The sequence below is a fragment of the Ruegeria sp. YTSA135 genome (assembly GCF_059610165.1).
In genome coordinates, this window is the sequence record NZ_JBXWNC010000001.1 from 100,015 (window position 1) to 114,553 (window position 14,539).

Consider the following 14,539-nt stretch of genomic DNA (forward strand, 5'->3'; position numbering starts at 1 on the left):
TTCCTGGCAACAACCGGGGGACCGATGAGCAATCTGAACCAAACCATCACAGGGTTTGACCTTTGGCACCTTGAGCTGCCTGTGAGATCACGGCGCGACCATGGAATCGGGTCGGTCCAAGGCAACTGCGAGGTGGTGATTCTGCGCCTGACCTCAGAAGATGGGACTGAAGGGTTTGGCGAGGCGTCGCCGTGGTCCGTCTTTACTGGAACGCCCGAAGCAACCTTTGCGGCACTTGATCGATACCTCCGCCCATTGGTCATCGGATCTCGCGTCGCAGATCGGTCCGCGGTCATGTCCAGGGCCGCCTATTCCGTCGCCAATTGCACTGAAGCCAAAGCCGCATTGGAGGCTGCCCTGCTGGATTTGACCGGACGCATAAGCGGGTTACCAGTCTGGTCGCTGCTGGGTGGGAGGTGCCGGAATGAAATTCCACTAAGCTGTTCAATCGCAAACCCTGATTTCACACAGGATATCGCCCTGCTGGGCCAGCTGCGCGAGGATGGCGTTCGCACCGTCAAAGTAAAGACGGGCTTCAAAGACCACGCATTCGATATCATGCGGTTGGAACATTTGGCGCAGCATTTCCCCGAGTTTTCGGTACGCGTCGACTATAATCAAGGCTTATCAATCGAGAGCGCTGCGGCCCAACTGCGTGACGTCGCCCAATTCAAGCCGGATTTCATAGAACAACCTGTTCGCGCGCATCTGTTTGGGATGATGGCTGAACTGCGCAGTCAGATCGCTGTGCCGCTGTTGGCGGATGAAAGCGTATTTGGACCAGAAGACATGGAACGCGCAGCGCGTGAGGGCATCTGTGATGGTGTCTCGATCAAGATTATGAAATCAGGTGGGCTTAGCCGAGGTCAGACGGTGGCCCGCATCGCCGCCACCCATGGGCTTAGCGCCTATGGCGGAGATATGTTCGAGGCCGGTCTGGCTCATCTGGCCGGAACTCATATGATCGCCGCGACCCCTGAAATCAAATTGGGGTGTGAATTCTACCAAGCCTCATATTTCCTGAAAGAGGACATTCTTGAAGAGCCGTTCCATGTTCAAAACGGGCAGGTCATAGTCCCCGAAACTCCCGGGCTGGGCGGACGCCCGGATCTGGGCAAGCTAGACTACTATGCCGTGGTAAAGGCGGTGGCAGCATGAGCAAGCGAAAAACGATCGCTATCATCGGAGCCGGCATTGTTGGTGTGTCGGCGGCGGTCTGGCTGCAACGTGACGGGCATGACGTTGTCCTTATCGACAAGGCTGGGCCCGGCGAAGGCACTTCACACGGGAATGGAGGGGTCCTCGCGTCTTGCTCGATCATTCCTGTTACGGTTCCAGGATTGCTTGGGAAAGCGCCGCGAATGCTGTTCGATCCGTCGCAGCCATTGTTTCTGAAGTGGGGCTATCTTCCCAAGCTTCTGCCTTGGCTGGTTCGGTACTTGAAACATGCAAACGCGAAGGATGTGGACCGCATCGCTGCAGCGCTAATGCCCATAGTCGGCGACAGCCTGAACGATCATCAGGCCCTGGCGCAGGGAACCGGGGCCGAAAAATGGATAGTCCCATCGGACTACCTTTTTCTATATGAAAACCGCCAACATTTCGAAGGCGACGCCTTTGGCTGGGGTATTCGGCGCAAACATGGGTTTGATTGGGAAGAACTCGAAGGCGAGGCTTTCCACTCCTACGACCCGATCTTCAGCCAGGACATCGGCTTTGCCGCAAGGCTGGGCGATCACGGCCACATCACCGACCCCGGTCGGTATGTCAAAGACCTAGCCGCGCATGTCGAGGTCAATGGTGGCCGGACCATCCGTGCCGCTGTCGACGACGTGGTACGCGAAAACGGCAAGGTCACCGGTGTCCGGGCGGGCGGCGAAACTATTCACTGCGACACCGCAATTGTTACCGCCGGCGTCTGGTCCGGGCCTCTGGCCAGCAAACTGGGTGTTTCCGTTCCGCTGGAAACGGAACGCGGGTATCATATTGAATTGGTGGAACCTTCCGCAATGCCGAAAAGTCCGGTTATGGTGGCCTCAGGCAAGTTTGTGGCCACACCGATGGATGGCCGCATACGACTGGCCGGTATAGTGGAGTTCGGCGGGCTGGACGCACCGCCCTCGCAGGCGCCGTTCGAACTGATGCGCAACAACGCCCGGGCGGCCTTTCCCGGCGTGACCTGGAAGGACGAAGTGGAATGGATGGGGCACCGGCCAGCGCCTGCAGACTCGATCCCAATCATCGGAGAGGCTCCGGGCGTGAGCGGTGCGTATATGGGCTTTGGCCACCACCACATTGGCCTTACAGGCGGGCCAAAAACAGGGCGTCTTTTGGCGCAAATGATCGGCGGACGTACACCCAACACGGATATCAGCGTTTACGCACCGTCAAGATACACAGGCTAACAACCGGTGAACAACACCGGCAAAACCAACACTAAATGGGAGATCAAAATGACAAAACTAACAAGCCTTCTGGCAGCAACCGCACTAACTGCGGCCGCAGCCGCTCCGGTCGCGGCAGAAAAATGGGACATGCCGATGGCCTATTCGGCGTCGAATTTCCATTCCGCGACCGGCGCTGAGTTCGCCAAATGCGTAACAACCGGCACCGGCGGTGAGATTGAAATCGTAACCCACCCCTCGGGGTCACTGTTCAAGGGCGCGGACATCAAACGCGCCATCCAAACCGGACAAGCCCCGATTGGTGAGCGTCTACTGTCCGGTCATCAGAACGAAAACGCGCTGTTCGGCTTTGACTCGATCCCATTCCTCGCCACATCCTTCGATGACAGTGAAAAACTGTGGGAGGCCGCCAAGCCCACGATTGAAAGTCTTCTGGTCGAACAGAACCTAACGCTGCTTTATGCTGTTCCCTGGCCGCCGCAGGGATTGTATTTCAAGAACGAGGTGAACTCGGTCGCGGATATGAAAGGCATCAAGTTCCGCTCGTACAACAATGCCACATCGCGCCTGGCCGAGCTGACAGGCATGCTGCCAGTGACAATCGAAGCAGCTGAGATAAGCCAGGCCTTTGCGACCGGTGTGGCGGACTCGATGGTGTCATCGGGCTCAACCGGATATGACCGCAAGGTCTGGGAAAGCCTGAACTATTTCTATGAAGTGGATGCCTGGCTGCCGCGAAACTACGTGATGGTGAATTCGGACGTTTGGTCGGGCGTGTCTGATGCCAACAAGAACGTCATCAAGGCTTGTGCGGAATTGGCCGAATATGCGGGCAACTGGCGTGCCAAGGAATACACCGGGTTCACTCTGCAAGGCTTGCGCGATGGTGGCATGACAGTTGGTCCGGCCTCGGAGCAGATGGTCAACGAATTGAAAGAGATCGGCGTCACCATGACCAACGAATGGCTGGAAGCGGCGGGTGACGAGGGCAAAGCCATCGTCGACGCTTTCCGTGCGCAGCAGTAGCCCATCTGACGCGGGCGGCAGTGATTTGCCGCCCGTGCTTTATCCGAACAAAACAAAAGCGGGGACGGTATGGCAGCATTGCGAGGGCTTCGGTCCGTACTGGATTTCATCTATCTGGCGGCGGGCGTTCTGGCCGCGCTGAGTCTGGTTGCCATTCTGGTCCTGATCGTGGTGCAGATGCTGGCCCGTTGGACGGGTGAGGTCTTTCCCGGCGCGCCCGACTACGCCGGTTACGCAATGGCCGCAGCTTCGTTTCTGGCTTTTGCCAACGCCTTGAATCGGGGCAGTCATATCCGTGTCTCGATCCTGCTGAATGCGGTGCCGCACAAGTTCCGCCGTGTTATTGAAGTCTGGTGCTTCACCATCGGCGCCGCAGTGATGTGGTATTTCTGCTGGTACGCTTACCGCTTCGTTTACTGGAGCTGGAAGTTCAACGACATCAGCCAGGGCCAGGACAAAACCCCCCTTTGGATACCCCAATCCGCCATGCTGATCGGCGCAGTCATTCTGGCCATCGCGCTGACCGATCACCTGGTTCATGTTCTGTTCCGGGGCGACCACCGCATCACCCGCGATCTCGCCGATCAAAGCCACGGAGAGTAAGGGCATGGAAAACGCATCAATCATCATCCTCTTTCTCTTTGTCCTGTTCACTCTGCTGGGCACCGGCGTCTGGGTCGGCCTCGCCCTGATGGGCGTCGCCTGGGTCGGGATGGAGCTGTTCACCACCCGCCCTGTCGGAGATGTCATGATCACGACGATCTGGTCGGCTTCTTCCTCGTGGACGCTGACGGCGCTGCCAATGTTCATCTGGATGGGTGAAATTCTGTACCGAACGCGATTGTCTGAAGATATGTTCAAAGGCCTCTCACCGTGGATGGCCCCCCTGCCGGGCGGTCTGGTGCATACCAATATCGTGGGATGCACGGTCTTTGCAGCAGTGTCCGGTTCCTCTGCCGCCACACTGACCACAGTCGGCAAGATGTCGATCCCGGAACTACGCAAGCGCAACTATCCCGAACGGATGATCATCGGCACGCTGACCGGCGCGGCAACTCTGGGGCTTATGATCCCGCCGTCGCTGACGCTGATCGTCTATGGCGTGACCATCAACGAATCGATCACAAAACTGTTCTTTGCAGGTATCCTGCCGGGATTGGTTTTGGCCTTCATGTTCATGGGCTATGTCGCGATTTATTCGAAGATCGGCAAAGATTGGGCCCCGGATCAGGAAAACAAACTGACCTTTGCTGAGAAGATCAGGAATTCGCGTTTTTTGCTGCCGGTGATCCTGTTGATCGTAGTTGTGATCGGATCAATGTATCTGGGTTATGCCACAGCGACCGAGGCCGCCGCCTTTGGCGTGATCGGAGGGCTGCTGCTGGCTGCCAGCCAGGGCTCGCTTAGCTGGAAGACTTTTGCCGAAAGCCTAATGGGAGCAACACGCACGAGCGCCATGATCGCGCTTATTCTGGCGGGTGCGGCGTTTCTTTCGCTGTCGATGGGCTTTACTGGTCTACCGCGCGGATTGGCCGATCTGATTGCCCAGTGGGACCTGACCCGGTTCGAACTGCTGATGGTGCTGCTGGTCTTTTACATCATTCTAGGGTGTTTCCTCGACGGTATTTCTTCGGTCGTGCTGACCATGGCCGTGGTCGAGCCGATGATACGTGACGCCGGGATCGATTTGATCTGGTTTGGCATCTTCATCGTGGTCGTGGTCGAGATGGCGCAGATCACACCGCCCATCGGGTTCAACCTGTTTGTGATGCAGGGCATGACCAATCACGAGATGAGCTATATCGCCCGCGCCGCGATCCCGATGTTTCTGATCATGGTGGTGATGGTTTTCGTGCTGATCTGGTTCCCGGAACTGGCAACGTGGCTGCCGGACAACCTGCGCCAAAGCCCGACCGGGTAGCATCTTTGAACCCGCTTTTGATCGCCGCCCGCAACGGGCCTTATGTTCTGCTGACGGGTTTGTTTGCCGGATTACTGCTGCCGGGTTTGGCTCAGCCCATGCGCCCGTTTCTGCCGACAATGGTGGTGTTGCTGCTTTTCGTTACTGTGCTGCGCATGGAACCGAGGCGCATATTCGGGTCGCTGCACGATTTTCGCCGGGTTGTGATGGGGGTCTTCGGTCTGCAACTCGCCTTGCCCCTGACCGTACTAGCGGTTGGCGCGTTGGGCGGGTGGCTAGACTCACCTGCCTTGTTCGCCTTGCTGGTCATGACTGCGGCCCCGTCGATTGCCGGAAGCCCAAATATGTGCCGGATGATGGGCTACCCTTCAGAATACGCCCTTCGTTTGTTGGTGATCGGTACGGCATTGTTGCCCCTGACCATGGCGCCAGTTTTCTGGCTGGCTCCGCAACTGGATGGAATCGGTGCCGTGATCTGGGCAGCAGCAAGGTTGCTGATCACCATTGTCCTTGCAACGATGGCTGCGATCTTTGTCCATCACACATTTCTGCGCAATCCATCGCCCAAGACCGAAAGTGCCCTTGATGGCCTCGCACATATCACGCTGGCCGTTTTTGTAATTGGTCTGATGCCATCACTCAGCAAAGCCATTCTGACCGATCCAAAGCGAGCGCTGCTGTGGATTGCTTTCGCCTGTCTGGCCAATTTCGGGTTGCAGCTGATTTGCTATCAGCTGTCCCGTATGCGTTTTTCACCGGGGGCGGCGACCGCAGTGTCACTTATCGCGGGCAATCGCAATATCGCGCTGTTCTTTGTTGCGCTTGCGCCCGAGGTCACCGCGCAGATCATGGTTTTTATCGGTGCCTACCAGATTCCCATGTACCTGACCCCGCTTGTGATGCGGCGAATCTACCGGAACAGCGCCTAGCGGCCGATGATGATATCGGCGCAAAGGCCGCCCAAACGCTCACTTTTGCTCAGGCGCAGTACGCCCCCATGGGCGCGCGCAATGTCCGAGACGATGGCAAGGCCCAACCCCACGCCGCTGCCCCTGTTCTGATTGCGCGCGGGATCAAGGCGCGAGAATGGCTTGATTGCCTCAGACCGTTGTTCGGGTGGGATGCCGGGCCCGTCATCTTCAACGCGGATGCGCATGGATTTTGGCGTGATCGTTAGGCTTATATCCGCACGCTCACCATAACGGACTGCGTTTCCGATTAAGTTTTCCACAGCGCGCCGTATCGCGGTGGGACGCAGCGCAATTGTGCCTTCCCCCTCGACCGAAACAAGGGCAACCTCATGCCCCGCTCTGCATGCGTCTTTCACGATTTGCTCAATCAACGCTATCGGCTCAACGGTTTCCGGGGACCCTTCGGTTGTCCCCTGCGAAAACTCAAGAAACGAGTCCAACAGTAGCTTCATTTCGTCAACATCTTGCTTCAAGGGCGCGGCTTCGTCCTCGGGCAACATCGACAAGCCCAATTTCAGACGAGTCAGCGGCGTGCGCAAATCATGACTTACACCGGACAGCATCATGGTCCGCTGCTCCATCTGGCGTTCGATACGTGCGCGCATGTCCAGAAAAGCGCTGCCCGCGGCGCGGACCTCGATCGCACCGCCGGGCGAATACGGCACCACCCTACCCCGACCGAAAGCTTGCGCAGCTTCGGCCAGCCGTGTGATCGGACGCAACTGATTGCGCATATACAGGAAAGAAATTGTTGTCATGACGACCGCAAAAAACACCATCGTCACGATCAACTGATGCGGCGCCGCCGGAGACAGCCGACGGCGGTCAAACGTTAATTGCAGCAATCCAAGATCAGTATTGATGTACAACCTTGCTTCCTGACCGCTGGGCAAAGCCACGCCCTCGATATCGGGCAACAATGCTCTCAGGTCGGCTTCGACCCGCGGCGCGATAAAATCATACCAGCGACGCTGCCCGATCATGGGTTCTTCGTTAATACCTAGGAAACTGGCTGTCATGGACAGCGCCTGCAAATCGGGACGCGCAGCCGCCAGGGCCTCTTGCTGCGTTTCTGCACCCTCCATGACGCCCACAACCAAAAGAACTTCTCGCGACGCTGCGCGGGTCATTTGTTCGGTGACGTCTTCCAAGTGTTTTTGCAGAAATGCGATCCCAACGACCAGCAACACGACAACCACCGGCAGGACCAGTATCAGCGCAGCGCGGGCATAGAGGCTGCGCGGCATATAGGGTTTGAGCCAATCCGCGGACATGCGCTAAACCTAACGGGCTGTTACGACAAGAGAAAGAGCGCAGAATGCAGGCTCCCGACGATTTCAACCCACCCACTGGCGCTGTTATAGACCTTGTGCCGGGTTTGCGGCGTATTTTGGCCCCGAATCCATCCCCGATGACATATCGCGGAACCAACACCTATTTGTTGGGCGCAACCGAACTTGCCGTAATCGACCCCGGGCCGCTAAGCGAGTCGCATCTGAACGCGATTCTGGATGCGGTCCAGCCCGGTCAGAGGATCAGCCATGTCATCGTCACACACAGCCATCTGGATCATTCACCCTTGGCGCGTCCACTTGCCGACCGCACCGGAGCACCGGTTCTCGCCTTTGGCGGGCCCGACGCCGGACGCAGCATGGTCATGGCTGAACTTGCTCAGAACGGGCTGGCGGGTGGTGGTGAAGGCAATGATACCGCTTTCCGCCCAGATAGCGAACTACCAGACGGCGCGCTTATCTCTGGTGCGGGCTGGCAGCTTGAGGTGATTCATACGCCCGGTCATCTGGGCAATCATATCGCTTTGGGCTGGGGCGATGTCTGTTTTACCGGGGATCACGTGATGGGATGGGCCAGTTCGCTCGTTTCGCCCCCGGACGGCGACCTGACCGATTTCATGACAGCCTGCCACCGCCTGCGCTCACGTGATTGGTCGGTCTTTCACGCCGGGCATGGCGCGCCGATCACCGAACCCGGCGCGCGGTTGGATTGGCTGATCAATCACCGCCTGACCCGCGAGGCGCAGATCTTGTCGGCGCTGGAAGATCAGCCCGGTACAGCCAGAGATATAGCCCAGAGAATCTATGTAGAGACTCCAGCCGCCCTGTTGCCAGCCGCCGAAAGAAATGTTTTCGCTCATCTCATCGATTTGCTTGGAAAACATCAGGTCTCAGCACAAGGACAGCTTTCGGTAAACGTCGAATTTAAAAGGCAAACCTGAACCGTCATAAGTTTTTTGCGAAATCGTCACTTTCCCCTCTGGACGGGAAAAATCGGGATTGTTATACGCCCCTCAGTTCCGGCGTAGCTCAGCGGTAGAGCAGTTGACTGTTAATCAATTGGTCGTAGGTTCGATCCCTACCGCCGGAGCCAAATTCCCCCCGCTATTCCATTGAGCTGCTTGCAAACTATTTCTTGCCCCCCAACACGGGCAACTTCGTCTGCAGCTTTAGAGGCCGCAAAGCCTTTGCAGATGGGGATTGTGACGGATAATCTATCCGGCGCGTTTCCTTGGCTTCGCTTTGGTCAAATTGGTTTTTGCATGTATCTCGAAATTGCTATCCTTCTTGCCCTCATTTGCCTGAACGGCCTTCTGGCCATGTCTGAGCTTGCGGTCGTTTCTTCGCGGCCCTCGCGGTTGCAGACGCGCGCTGAGCGAGGCGACCATGGTGCGCAAGTTGCTCTGCGCTTGGCTGACGAGCCGGGCGGTTCCTGTCGACCGTACAAATCGGCATAACGCTTGTGGGCGTTCTGTCCGGCGCGTTTTCAGGCGCAACACTGGGTATCAGAATGGCCGAAGCCCTTCCCGGGCTTGGTCTGCCTGAGCGGTACGCCACCGAAGTCGGCGTCGGGATCGTTGTTGTCGTCATCACCTATTTGACGCTGATTGTGGGCGAACTGGTGCCCAAACAGATCGCTTTGTCCAACCCCGAGGCGGTCGCATCCCGCGTCGCACCCGCAATGCGATTTCTGTCGATTGTAGCCCTACCGTTGGTTTAGTTTCTCGATCGGTCAGGCAAGCTGGTGCTCTCCGTCTTCGGTCAGTCTGGCCGCCGCGAGTCCGGGGTAAGCGCAGAGGAAATCCGAACGCTCATCGCTGAGGCAGAAGGCGCTGGCGTGATCGAAAAAGCCGAGACGGAAATGCTCGCAGGGGTAATGCGTATCGCTGACTGGACCGCAAGGGGTCTGATGACACCCCGCCACGATCTTGAAATTGCCGACGCTCAGGAAGACAAGGCGGCCATCCTCGCCCGCTTCCAAGCCTCATGCCAGTCCCGACTGCCGCTACGCGATGGTGCCGCAGACGATGTGATCGGAGTGCTACACAGCCGAGACTTGCTCCACGCTCCGGAAAAAGGCTTCGATGCGCGGGCGTACATGCAGCCGGTGCCTATCATCAACGACACGATGCCCGCGATCCAGGTCATCGAACGATTGAAGGACGCAGCGGTTCACATCGTGCTTGTGTTTGACGAATACGGGCATTTCGAGGGGATCGTTACACCGATGGATATCCTTGGTGCCATCACTGGCGGGTTTGACGAGACCGAGCAGGCAGAGCCTAAAGTAATCGAGCGAGACGATGGCTCACTTATCGTAGCCGGATGGATGCCGGTCGACGAATTCGCGGACCGCCTTGGCCTGCAACTAAAGCATGCACCCCAGTTTGAAACGGTTGCTGGGCTCGTTCTCGATTATGCGGCGAAACTTCCACAGGTCGGGCAATTCGTCGTCGTTGATGGCTGGGTGCTGGAGGTTATCGATATGGACGGGCGCCGCATCGACAAACTTCTTGTGTACAGGACTAAGGAAACGACGCCCTTCTACGCGAAAGGTCAGATATGACCCCGGCAAACGCCTCGTGCCACGCCGACGAACGTAGCCGACGCTCGTTTTTCGATAGTAGGTAAAAATTGGTGACAGTATACTTCGCCATCCTCTGCGCCTTTCATCCACTATCCGCCGCTCAGGCGAGCGCGCACGCAAATTGAGGTAAATCAAAGCGATGGCGCGCCCTACCTGCTAGCAACAAAGATCTTTCGGTGGGACGTTTCGGGACGTACCGTGTTCTCTGGCCTGATCCCTCGGGCAAGGTTGAACCGGTCGCTATTGGCGTTCAGGGATCAACCGCGAAGACAGAGTTCGCGACCAAGAGACCCCCGCAGCGGCCGGAAATGAGCGGTTGGAGAAGGGAGAGACAGACCTGTGTGCTTTTCAGCCTCTGCAAGTTTTGCGACAGCAGCCGTTTTGATGCCAGTCGCCGCAGTCACTTTGACAACCGCCATCCGATGTAACCGCAAATACTTGGGCTTTGCCGTTTTCCCGTTGTTTTTTGGGGTTCAGCAAGCTTTGGAAGGCGGGCTTTGGCTTAGTCTTGGACAGGGCGCACCTGAGACTACACATTGGTTTGCCATCGGCTTCCTTTTCTTTGCCTACTTCTTTTGGCCCTTCTGGGTTCCCCTGTCCGCATATTCTGTCGAACCAAAGCGGCATCTGAAACGCATTTTTCTTATTTTTTCCCTATTGGGCGCCTTGCTTGGGGCTTTGTTGTTCGCCCCCCTTCTGTTTCTGGATGAGCCGCTTCCAATCCATATCGTAAAACACTCGATTCACTACAGCTCGCCGCTGATGTGGGATAACGTCGTGCATCGAACGCTCATCCGCGGAGTCTATGCAATCATCGTTTGCGCCCCCATTCTACTGTCTTCGATCAGTGCTGTTAGAGTATTCGGGTTACTAATCACTCTCTCAGTCGTTGGTGGCTTTTTGGTCGCGCATTACGCCTTCACATCAATCTGGTGTTTCGCCGCAGCCATCCTCTCGTGCTATGTGCTTATTATTGTACGGGAGGCGTCCAACAGCGTTCCAGCGCGCAGACCCAACGAAATCTGAAAAATTACCGCGTTGAATCGACCTGCACGAATGCCCGAGTGTCTCTGCGCGCGTTCGTGACACGACCGTCCGCTGCATTTCAGAGGGCGGCTTACCGAACTCCGGGGTTTCAGGTTAATTTCAGGACGGCGGGGTTTTGTGTTTCTCGTATTACAGCGGTTGGCTTTCCAGGTTTGAACCGCTAACTGGGGTCCCAAAGTTACAAGGCACTGCCACTTGGAAGCGATTTTGGTCTGGACAGCCGGGCCATCTTCCCGCTGACAGGCTTTCTGCTTGCGTAACAATACAATGACGCATTTACTGAGCGTGAAAAATAATACTGGGAGGCTCAAGTGAGAAAATCAACGCTACTAAGTACAGTCATTGCCGTTTGTGCAGGCGCGGCCTGGGCGGACTGCGATACCGTTACATTCTCGGATGTGGGATGGACGGACATCACCGCGACAACTGCAGCAACGACAACGGTTCTGCAGGCGCTTGGCTATGAAACGGATATCAAGATCCTATCCGTGCCGGTGACCTACACATCGCTTGCCGATGGCGATATCGACGTCTTTTTAGGCAACTGGATGCCGACGATGGAAGGCGATATCGCACCCTACCGCAAAGCGGGAACCGTGGACACGGTGCGCGCAAACCTCGAAGGGGCCAAATACACACTTGCGGTGAACCAAGCCGCAGCAGACCTGGGGATCGGCAACTTCGCAGACATCGCTACACACCAGGATGCTTTGGAAGGCAAGATTTATGGCATCGAGCCTGGCAATGACGGCAACCGTCTTATTCAGGAAATGATCGATAACGATGCATTCGGCCTCAGTGGCTTTGAAGTCGCTGAAAGCTCGGAACAGGGTATGCTGGCGCAGGTCGCACGTGCGGATCGGCGAAACGAGCCGGTTGTTTTCCTCGGCTGGGAGCCTCACCCGATGAACGCCAACTTCCAGTTGACCTATCTTGAGGGTGGCGATGACTGGTTTGGCCCGAACCTTGGTGGTGCGACCGTTTTCACCAACACCTCCGCAGGCTATGTCAGCGAATGCCCGAATGTCGGCAAGCTGCTGGAAAACCTGGAATTTACCCTTGCCATGGAAAACGAGATCATGGGCGCAATCCTTGATGACGGTCTAGAACCCGGCAATGCAGCAAAAACCTGGCTTGCGGCTAACACAGGCGTGCTTGATGGCTGGCTGGATGGCGTCACCACGAAAGATGGCGGTGACGCGATGATGGCGGTCAAATCGGCGCTTGAAAACTAAAAAAGAGACGACAATGAGCCGGGAAACCCCGGCTCTGTTGAGGTCGGCCAATATAGGGGGGCGGCATGGATTGGCTGACCGAAAACAAGATTCCGATCGGCATTTGGGCAAGAGACATTTTTGACTGGATGCAAATCAATCTGGCGTGGTTCTTCGACACGTTGTCGGACCTGATGGACGCGTTGATCGACAGCATCCTTTGGGTGTTGCAAACCCCCCACCCACTAATCATTGTCGGCGTCTTTGCCCTGTTCACTTGGCTATTGCAGCGCAACTGGAAAACCTGCGTGCTGGTGGCAATAGGCTTTCTGTTCATCCTCAACCAAGGGTATTGGGAGGAAACGACCGAAAGCCTTACGCTGGTTCTGTCCGCCTGTATCGTATGTATGGCCGTTGGCGTACCAATTGGCATCGCGGCCGCACACCGACCAAAGCTTTATTCCTTCATGCGTCCGGTTCTGGATCTGATGCAAACCCTGCCGACTTTTGTCTACCTGATCCCGGCAATCGTATTTTTTGGCATCGGGATGGTGCCGGGCCTTCTGGCGACGGTCATCTTTGTCGTACCGGCGCCGATCAGGCTGACCTATCTTGGGGTATCCGCAACGCCCAAGGCACTGCTTGAGGCCGCGCAAGCCTTCGGAGCGACCGGGCGGCAGATACTCTGGAAGGTCGAGCTTCCATATGCCTTTCCGCAGATAATGGCGGGGCTTAATCAGACAATCATGTTGTCACTTTCAATGGTCGTGATCGCGGCGCTTGTCGGGGCGGACGGTTTGGGTGTGCCTGTGGTGCGTGCCCTGAACCAAGTCAACACGGCTCTCGGGTTCGAAAGCGGCTTTGTCATCGTCGTTGTCGCAATCATTCTCGACCGGATGCTGCGAGTGGAGCGCAAGAAATGACCCAACAGCCCGCTGTCATATTCGACAATGTTTCCATCGTCTTCGGTGATAACCCCAAAGCCGCGTTACCTTTGATGGATGAAGGCCGAGAGCGTCCCGACATACAGAAAGAAACCGGGCAAATCCTCGGGGTTCACAATTGCTCACTCGAGGTCAAAACGGGTGAGATTCTGGTACTCATGGGTCTTTCAGGTTCGGGCAAATCGACGCTTCTGCGCGCGGTGAACGCGCTGAACCCGGTCGTGCGCGGCTCGGTCACGGTCCACGATGGAGAGTGGAGTTGCAACGTCACATCTGCCGGGGCTGAGGACCTAAGAAAGGTGCGTCGTGAATGCGTATCGATGGTTTTTCAGCAATTCGGCCTCTTGCCCTGGCGCAGCGTGTCAGAGAATGTCGGACTTGGCCCGGAACTGGCAAAACTGCCAAAGGCGGAACGTAACGAGAGGGTGAAGAAACAGCTTGAGCTCGTCGGGCTGTCCGATTGGGCGGACCGTCGTGTCGGCGAATTGTCAGGCGGAATGCAACAGCGCGTGGGACTGGCGCGCGCCTTCGCGACCGAAGCCCCCATCCTTCTCATGGACGAACCGTTCTCGGCCCTTGATCCCCTCATCCGCACCAAGCTTCAGGACGAACTTCTTGAGCTTCAGGCGCGCATCCGCAGGACGATCATTTTCGTCAGCCACGACCTCGACGAAGCCTTCAAGATCGGCAACCGCATCGCGATCATGGAAGGCGGGCGGATTGTGCAATGCGGGACACCGCGCGAGATTTTCACCCAACCGGTCAATGATTACGTCGCCGACTTCGTGGCGCATATGAACCCGCTTGGCGTATTGTCGGCTGCGGACGTCATGGAGCCCGCATCCGGTGAGCTAACGGAAACAGTGCCCGAAGATACCGCCATCGTGGACCTGATGGATGTGCTTGCCAATAACGACGCGACGATCGGGGTTACGCAGGACGGTGCTTTGGTCGGACAAATCACACAAAGCGCTCTGATCGCAAGGCTCGTCGATCCCAGCGGCGCGGCAAAGACCTCGGACAGTTGACGTTCTTGGCTGTCCATCCCGGCGGCGAACGACATAGGATCGACAACGTCCACATCGTTGCAGTTGATGACCCTTTCTTGCGCCTCGACCCAAGCGAACAGCGC

The 14,539-nt window shown here is 56.9% G+C and carries 12 protein-coding genes, 1 tRNA gene and 1 pseudogene; 13 read left to right on the forward strand and 1 reads right to left on the reverse strand.

Features of this window, described 5'->3' with window-relative positions; all coding sequences use genetic code 11:
• Positions 1–24 precede the first annotated feature (24 nt).
• From AC2FIT_RS00475 to AC2FIT_RS00500, 6 genes are all read left to right on the forward strand, one after another.
• Positions 25–1,158, forward strand: coding sequence for an enolase C-terminal domain-like protein (locus AC2FIT_RS00475; RefSeq protein ID WP_496825630.1), 1,134 nt, complete (start codon positions 25–27; stop codon positions 1,156–1,158).
• Complete coding sequence (locus tag AC2FIT_RS00480; RefSeq protein WP_496825632.1) at positions 1,155–2,405, forward strand: NAD(P)/FAD-dependent oxidoreductase; 1,251 nt, start codon at positions 1,155–1,157, stop codon at positions 2,403–2,405. The genes AC2FIT_RS00475 and AC2FIT_RS00480 overlap by 4 nt, the downstream gene beginning before the upstream one ends.
• Before the next feature lie 48 nt (positions 2,406–2,453).
• A complete protein-coding gene (locus AC2FIT_RS00485; protein WP_496825634.1) occupies positions 2,454–3,431 on the forward strand; it encodes a TRAP transporter substrate-binding protein in 978 nt (325 codons plus the stop codon).
• 69 nt (positions 3,432–3,500) lie between these two features.
• A complete protein-coding gene (locus AC2FIT_RS00490) occupies positions 3,501–4,034 on the forward strand; it encodes a TRAP transporter small permease (RefSeq protein ID WP_496825636.1) in 534 nt (177 codons plus the stop codon).
• Between the two features lie 4 nt (positions 4,035–4,038).
• On the forward strand, positions 4,039–5,352 hold the full coding sequence (locus AC2FIT_RS00495) for a TRAP transporter large permease (protein WP_496825638.1): 1,314 nt from the start codon (positions 4,039–4,041) through the stop codon (positions 5,350–5,352).
• Entirely contained in the window at positions 5,313–6,281 is a 969-nt protein-coding gene (locus tag AC2FIT_RS00500) for a hypothetical protein (protein ID WP_496825640.1), read from the forward strand. The genes AC2FIT_RS00495 and AC2FIT_RS00500 overlap by 40 nt, the downstream gene beginning before the upstream one ends.
• Here AC2FIT_RS00500 and AC2FIT_RS00505 read toward each other — a convergent pair.
• On the reverse strand, positions 6,278–7,597 hold the full coding sequence (locus tag AC2FIT_RS00505; RefSeq protein ID WP_496825642.1) for an ATP-binding protein: 1,320 nt from the start codon (positions 7,595–7,597) through the stop codon (positions 6,278–6,280). The genes AC2FIT_RS00500 and AC2FIT_RS00505 overlap by 4 nt on opposite strands.
• Positions 7,598–7,641: 44 nt before the next feature.
• On the opposite strand from AC2FIT_RS00505, the gene AC2FIT_RS00510 reads away from it, so the two are divergent.
• The 7 genes and pseudogenes from AC2FIT_RS00510 (at position 7,642) to choV (ending at position 14,435) form a co-directional block, all read left to right on the forward strand.
• Positions 7,642–8,556, forward strand: a complete 915-nt coding sequence (locus tag AC2FIT_RS00510) for an MBL fold metallo-hydrolase (RefSeq protein WP_496825644.1) — start codon at positions 7,642–7,644, stop codon at positions 8,554–8,556.
• A 77-nt stretch (positions 8,557–8,633) separates the two neighbouring features.
• Positions 8,634–8,708: transfer RNA gene (locus AC2FIT_RS00515), tRNA-Asn, on the forward strand.
• Between the two features lie 169 nt (positions 8,709–8,877).
• Positions 8,878–10,181: pseudogene (locus AC2FIT_RS00520) on the forward strand (hemolysin family protein).
• Between the two features lie 360 nt (positions 10,182–10,541).
• Complete coding sequence (locus AC2FIT_RS00525) at positions 10,542–11,228, forward strand: DUF6629 family protein (protein ID WP_496825646.1); 687 nt, start codon at positions 10,542–10,544, stop codon at positions 11,226–11,228.
• Positions 11,229–11,560: 332 nt separating this feature from the next.
• Entirely contained in the window at positions 11,561–12,484 is a 924-nt protein-coding gene (choX, locus tag AC2FIT_RS00530) for a choline ABC transporter substrate-binding protein (RefSeq protein WP_496825647.1), read from the forward strand.
• Between the two features lie 65 nt (positions 12,485–12,549).
• Positions 12,550–13,386 carry a choline ABC transporter permease subunit gene (gene choW / locus AC2FIT_RS00535; protein ID WP_496825649.1) on the forward strand — a complete coding sequence of 279 codons (837 nt, stop codon included), beginning with the start codon at positions 12,550–12,552 and terminating at the stop codon, positions 13,384–13,386.
• Positions 13,383–14,435 (forward strand): choline ABC transporter ATP-binding protein, encoded by a 1,053-nt coding sequence (gene choV, locus AC2FIT_RS00540; RefSeq protein ID WP_496825651.1) that lies wholly within the window; start codon positions 13,383–13,385, stop codon positions 14,433–14,435. Before choW ends, choV begins: the two co-directional genes overlap by 4 nt.
• Positions 14,436–14,539: the final 104 nt, after the last annotated feature.

Bases quoted from the DNA above. Each gene is read 5' to 3' on its own strand.
- choW (WP_496825649.1), top strand. From the start codon at position 12,550: ATGGATTGGCTGACCGAAAACAAGATTCCGATCGGCATTTGGGCAAGA.
- AC2FIT_RS00495 (WP_496825638.1), top strand. From the start codon at position 4,039: ATGGAAAACGCATCAATCATCATCCTCTTTCTCTTTGTCCTGTTCACT.
- AC2FIT_RS00505 (WP_496825642.1), bottom strand. From the start codon at position 7,597: ATGTCCGCGGATTGGCTCAAACCCTATATGCCGCGCAGCCTCTATGCC.
- AC2FIT_RS00475 (WP_496825630.1), top strand. From the start codon at position 25: ATGAGCAATCTGAACCAAACCATCACAGGGTTTGACCTTTGGCACCTT.
- AC2FIT_RS00480 (WP_496825632.1), top strand. From the start codon at position 1,155: ATGAGCAAGCGAAAAACGATCGCTATCATCGGAGCCGGCATTGTTGGT.
- AC2FIT_RS00485 (WP_496825634.1), top strand. From the start codon at position 2,454: ATGACAAAACTAACAAGCCTTCTGGCAGCAACCGCACTAACTGCGGCC.
- AC2FIT_RS00490 (WP_496825636.1), top strand. From the start codon at position 3,501: ATGGCAGCATTGCGAGGGCTTCGGTCCGTACTGGATTTCATCTATCTG.
- choV (WP_496825651.1), top strand. From the start codon at position 13,383: ATGACCCAACAGCCCGCTGTCATATTCGACAATGTTTCCATCGTCTTC.
- AC2FIT_RS00510 (WP_496825644.1), top strand. From the start codon at position 7,642: ATGCAGGCTCCCGACGATTTCAACCCACCCACTGGCGCTGTTATAGAC.